The 3,720-nt window shown below is 67.1% G+C and carries 6 protein-coding genes and 1 pseudogene; 6 read left to right on the top strand and 1 reads right to left on the bottom strand.

The annotated features are described in order from the left end of the window. The 4 genes from WAN02_RS31795 to WAN02_RS31780 form a co-directional block, all read left to right on the top strand. Window positions 1-273, top strand: a 273-nt coding sequence (locus WAN02_RS31795) for a 5-oxoprolinase subunit B family protein (RefSeq protein WP_422269335.1), incomplete at its 5' end; no start/stop codon positions are given. A 10-nt stretch (window positions 274-283) separates the two neighbouring features. Continuing rightward, the gene (locus tag WAN02_RS31790) at window positions 284-1,189 is read left to right on the top strand and encodes a 5-oxoprolinase/urea amidolyase family protein (RefSeq protein WP_422269334.1); all 906 of its coding nucleotides are present in this window, start codon (window positions 284-286) and stop codon (window positions 1,187-1,189) included. Between the two features lie 21 nt (window positions 1,190-1,210). After that, on the top strand, window positions 1,211-1,756 hold the full coding sequence (locus tag WAN02_RS31785) for a GNAT family N-acetyltransferase (protein ID WP_422269333.1): 546 nt from the start codon (window positions 1,211-1,213) through the stop codon (window positions 1,754-1,756). Window positions 1,757-1,906: 150 nt separating this feature from the next. Beyond that, complete coding sequence (locus WAN02_RS31780) at window positions 1,907-2,347, top strand: Hsp20/alpha crystallin family protein (protein ID WP_422269332.1); 441 nt, start codon at window positions 1,907-1,909, stop codon at window positions 2,345-2,347. Window positions 2,348-2,394: 47 nt separating this feature from the next. Here WAN02_RS31780 and WAN02_RS31775 read toward each other — a convergent pair whose 3' ends face one another. Further along, window positions 2,395-2,934: a DUF302 domain-containing protein gene (locus WAN02_RS31775; protein ID WP_422269331.1), complete on the bottom strand. Its 540-nt coding sequence runs from the start codon at window positions 2,932-2,934 to the stop codon at window positions 2,395-2,397. A 66-nt stretch (window positions 2,935-3,000) separates the two neighbouring features. Between WAN02_RS31775 and WAN02_RS31770 the strand changes: the two genes are divergently transcribed. After that, window positions 3,001-3,525: a winged helix-turn-helix transcriptional regulator gene (locus WAN02_RS31770; protein WP_422269330.1), complete on the top strand. Its 525-nt coding sequence runs from the start codon at window positions 3,001-3,003 to the stop codon at window positions 3,523-3,525. Window positions 3,526-3,620: 95 nt separating this feature from the next. Further along, a pseudogene (locus WAN02_RS31765) lies at window positions 3,621-3,720 on the top strand (hypothetical protein); the annotation flags it as partial.

Raw genomic sequence — 3,720 nt, 5'->3', positions numbered from 1 at the left:
CTATGGAAGGTCGGATTCTGTGGTTTCGCACCGGGTTTCGCCTATCTGGTCGGCGGCGATCCGCGCCTGGCCGTGCCGCGACGGTCCGAGCCACGCCCATCGGTCCCGGCCGGTGCCGTGGGCCTGGCCGGCGAATTCACCGGAATCTACCCGCGTCGCTCCCCCGGCGGATGGCAGCTGATCGGCCACACCGACGCGGTGCTGTGGGACATCGATCGGCCCCATCCGGCGTTGCTGACGCCAGGCATGTGGGTCCAATTCCGGGCTGCATAGCGAGGCGACCATGACGACCCTGGAAATTCTGCACACCGGACCGCTGGCCCTCGTCGAAGACCTCGGCCGCGTCGGACTCGCCCATCTCGGCGTCACCCGGTCGGGGGCGGCCGACCGGCGGTCACACACGCTGGCCAACCGGCTGGTGGCCAACCCGGACGACCGCGCCACCATCGAGGTGACGATGGGCGGGTTCACGGCGCGAGTCCGCGGCGGCGACGTCGACATCGCGGTCACCGGCGCGGACACCAATCCGCGGGTCGGCGTAACCATGTTCGGCGCCAACAGCATTCAGCACGTCCGCGACGGCGAGGTGATCGCACTCGGCGTGCCGCGCTCCGGATTGCGCAGCTACCTGGCAGTGCGTGGCGGCTTCGACGTGACACCGGTGCTGGGCTCGCGTAGCTACGACGTGATGTCGGCAATCGGACCGTTGCCGTTGCAACCCGGTGACGTGTTGCCGATCGGGGAACACACCGAGGAGTACCCGGAGCTCGACCAGGCGCCGGTGGCGCCGATCTCCGACCAATTGGTCGAACTTCTGGTTGCCCCCGGCCCGCGCGACGACTGGCTGGCCGATGCCGACGCCCTGGTGCACACCATCTGGATGGCGTCGGACCGTAGCGATCGCGTCGGCATGCGACTCGAAGGACGACCGCTGCGACACCGCGACCCGGGGCGCCAACTGCCCAGCGAAGGCGCGACCCGCGGCGCGATCCAGGTGCCGCCCAACGGATTACCGGTGATTCTCGGCCCCGATCACCCGGTTACCGGCGGCTATCCGGTGGCCGGCGTGATCGCCGACCAGGACATCGACAAGCTCGCCCAGGTGCGTCCAGGTCAGCACGTGCGACTGCACTGGTCGCGTCCCAGAATCGCCCCGACTTCCGTGTCGAGTTCGGTGGCGGCGGACTAGTCCAACTGGTAGACCAGCAGTGTGCGCACCCAGGTTCACACCGCCCGGTTGGTCCACACCGCCGACTTGGAGAGCGACGCGCGGCAGCGCGCGCACGAGATGGTCAACGAGGCGTTCGCCGGCGAGTTCACCGCCGCCGACTGGGACCATGCGCTGGGTGGAATGCATGCCCTGATCTGGGACCACGGTGCGATCATCGCGCACGGCGCCGTGGTGCAACGACGCCTGCTCTACCGCGGGCTTTCGCTGCGCTGCGGATACGTGGAAGCTGTTGCGGTGCGCGAGGATTGGCGCGGACAAGGTCTGGCCATCGCGATCCTCAACGCCTGTGAGCAGGTCATCCGCGGCGGTTACCAGATCGGCGCGCTGAGTTCGTCGGACCGGGGCAGGCAGCTCTACACCCTGCGCGGTTGGCTGCCGTGGCGCGGACCGACGTCGGTGTTGGCACCCGGCGGGCCGATCCCGACTCCCGACGACGACGGGTCGGTGTTCGTGTTCCCGCTCGGGACAAACCTGGATGACACCGCGCCGTTGGCGTGCGATTGGCGCGACGGGGACGTCTGGTGATCACCCAGAAGCGCTGACCAACAAGAGCTTTGTCGCGACGCGGCGTTCGCTGACGGCGAAACGACTGGCGGAACTTAAGCGTGGTCGACTCAAGTTTCTATCTGTAGAGCCGGCAAGTCGTCGGCAATCACAGAGCACGAGGAGACACGAATGAGCAACCTGACCCTATGGTCGCGACCCGCGTGGGATGTCGACCGCTGGATGCGCGATTTCTTTGGGCCGGCGGCGGCGACCGACTGGGCCAAGCCGGTACCCAGTGGATTCCACCCCGCCGCCGAGATCGTCAAGGACGGCGAGGACGCGGTGGTGCGGCTCGAGTTGCCGGGCGTGGATGTCGACAAAGACGTCAACGTCGAGGTAGAGCACGGCCGCCTGGTCATCCACGGTGAGCGTCGCGACGAGCACGCCGAGGAGAAGGACGGACGGACGCTCCGCGAGGTCCGCTACGGATCGTTCCGCCGGTCGTTCCAGCTGCCCGCGCACCTCACCGGTGAGGCCGTCTCGGCGTCCTACGACGCCGGTGTGCTGACCGTCCGGGTTGCCGGCGCCTACGCCGGGACTCAGGCACAGCGCATCGAGATCAGCAAGTAATCGCACTCGAATCCGGTGGGGCTCAACGGCTCCACCGGATTCGCGGGCTAGTCGAAGGCCTGCCCGGCGTCCACGCCCACGACACGCAGCAGGTTCACGACTTTGCGGTCCAGATCTTTACCGACGGCGGCCACCTCGGCGATGCCGAGACTGCCGAAGGCCGGGCCGGGCTGGTCCATCGTGAACACCGCGTCACCGTTGTCGTCGCCATAGACCAGCATGCGCAGCGGCGCGTACAACAGCGCCTTGGCGTCGTGTCGAAACATCGTCTCGGCGATGACGTGGTTGCCGATCAGGTACTCGATCGCCGGCGTGTGGTGTCCCGCAACGCCGAAGAAGACGCTGGTTTCGATCTTGGCGTACACCATCAGGTCATTCGGCGCGTTCTCGGCCGTAGCGGCGCGTACGTCGTCCCAGTCGCCGCCGGCCTTGGTGATGCGTTCCACCGCCGTCCGGTCGACCGGCGGTGCCGCCTTCTCGAGGGCGGCGACGAACTCCTCAAAGGGAATCCCGGTCTCGATGTCGATGCGGGTCATGCCGTGCTGCTCACGGTGGAAGCCCATCCGCTGCACCTTTCTATGGTTCATTGACTGAACTCTTCAAAGCCCGAGTCTATGGTTCAGTCAACGAACCTGCAAGGGTAGGATCCGGTCGTGGCCCTACCCCGCGAATACGCCGCCGAGAGTTGCCCGATCGCGCGATCGCTGGAGATTGTTGGCGAGCGATGGACGCTGCTGGTCGTACGCGACGCCTTCTACGGAGTCCGTCGATTCAGTGACTTTCGCGCTCACCTCGGGATTCCCAAGGCCGTTCTGTCCGAGCGGCTTTCACTCCTCATCGATGAGGGGGTGCTGGCCAAAGCGACCGGTGGCCGGGGCCGCGACGAGTACGTGTTGACCCCCAAAGGCCGTCGGCTCTGGCCCATCATCTGGTCCCTGGCCGGCTGGGGCAACGAGAACTACGTCGAACAGCCACAGCGCCGCAGCTATCGCCATGCCGACTGTGGCGGCGCGATCGGACCGGACCGGGTGTGCGGGTCGTGCGGGCAACTGCCCGACGTCGCCGACCTCGTCCTGCACCCGCCGCGCCGACCACGTGAGCGAGCGGTGCGCGACGATCCGGTCAGCAAGGCACTTCGTCGGCCACGCCGGCTGCTGGAACCGATTCCCCCGGATTAGGCGCGGCGGGTGATCTGTCTCACGCCGCGGCTCTGCGCTGGATAGTATTGGTGTCGTACTGTGATCCATGACACCTTCGCCTCCAGGGAGATCCGTTGTCCAGCACTACTGAACTGGCCGAACTGCACGAGCTCATCGGCGGCCTGCGGCGGTGCGTGAGCTCGCTGAGGGCGCGCTACGGCGACAGTCCGGCAA

Origin of the sequence: Mycobacterium sp. (assembly GCF_049281135.1) — a bacterium.
Classification (GTDB): Bacteria; Actinomycetota; Actinomycetes; order Mycobacteriales; family Mycobacteriaceae; genus Mycobacterium.
This window is presented reverse-complemented; position numbering and strand designations above follow the sequence as displayed.

Bases quoted from the DNA above. Each gene is read 5' to 3' on its own strand.
- WAN02_RS31790 (WP_422269334.1), top strand. From the start codon at position 284: ATGACGACCCTGGAAATTCTGCACACCGGACCGCTGGCCCTCGTCGAA.
- WAN02_RS31780 (WP_422269332.1), top strand. From the start codon at position 1,907: ATGAGCAACCTGACCCTATGGTCGCGACCCGCGTGGGATGTCGACCGC.
- WAN02_RS31775 (WP_422269331.1), bottom strand. From the start codon at position 2,934: ATGAACCATAGAAAGGTGCAGCGGATGGGCTTCCACCGTGAGCAGCAC.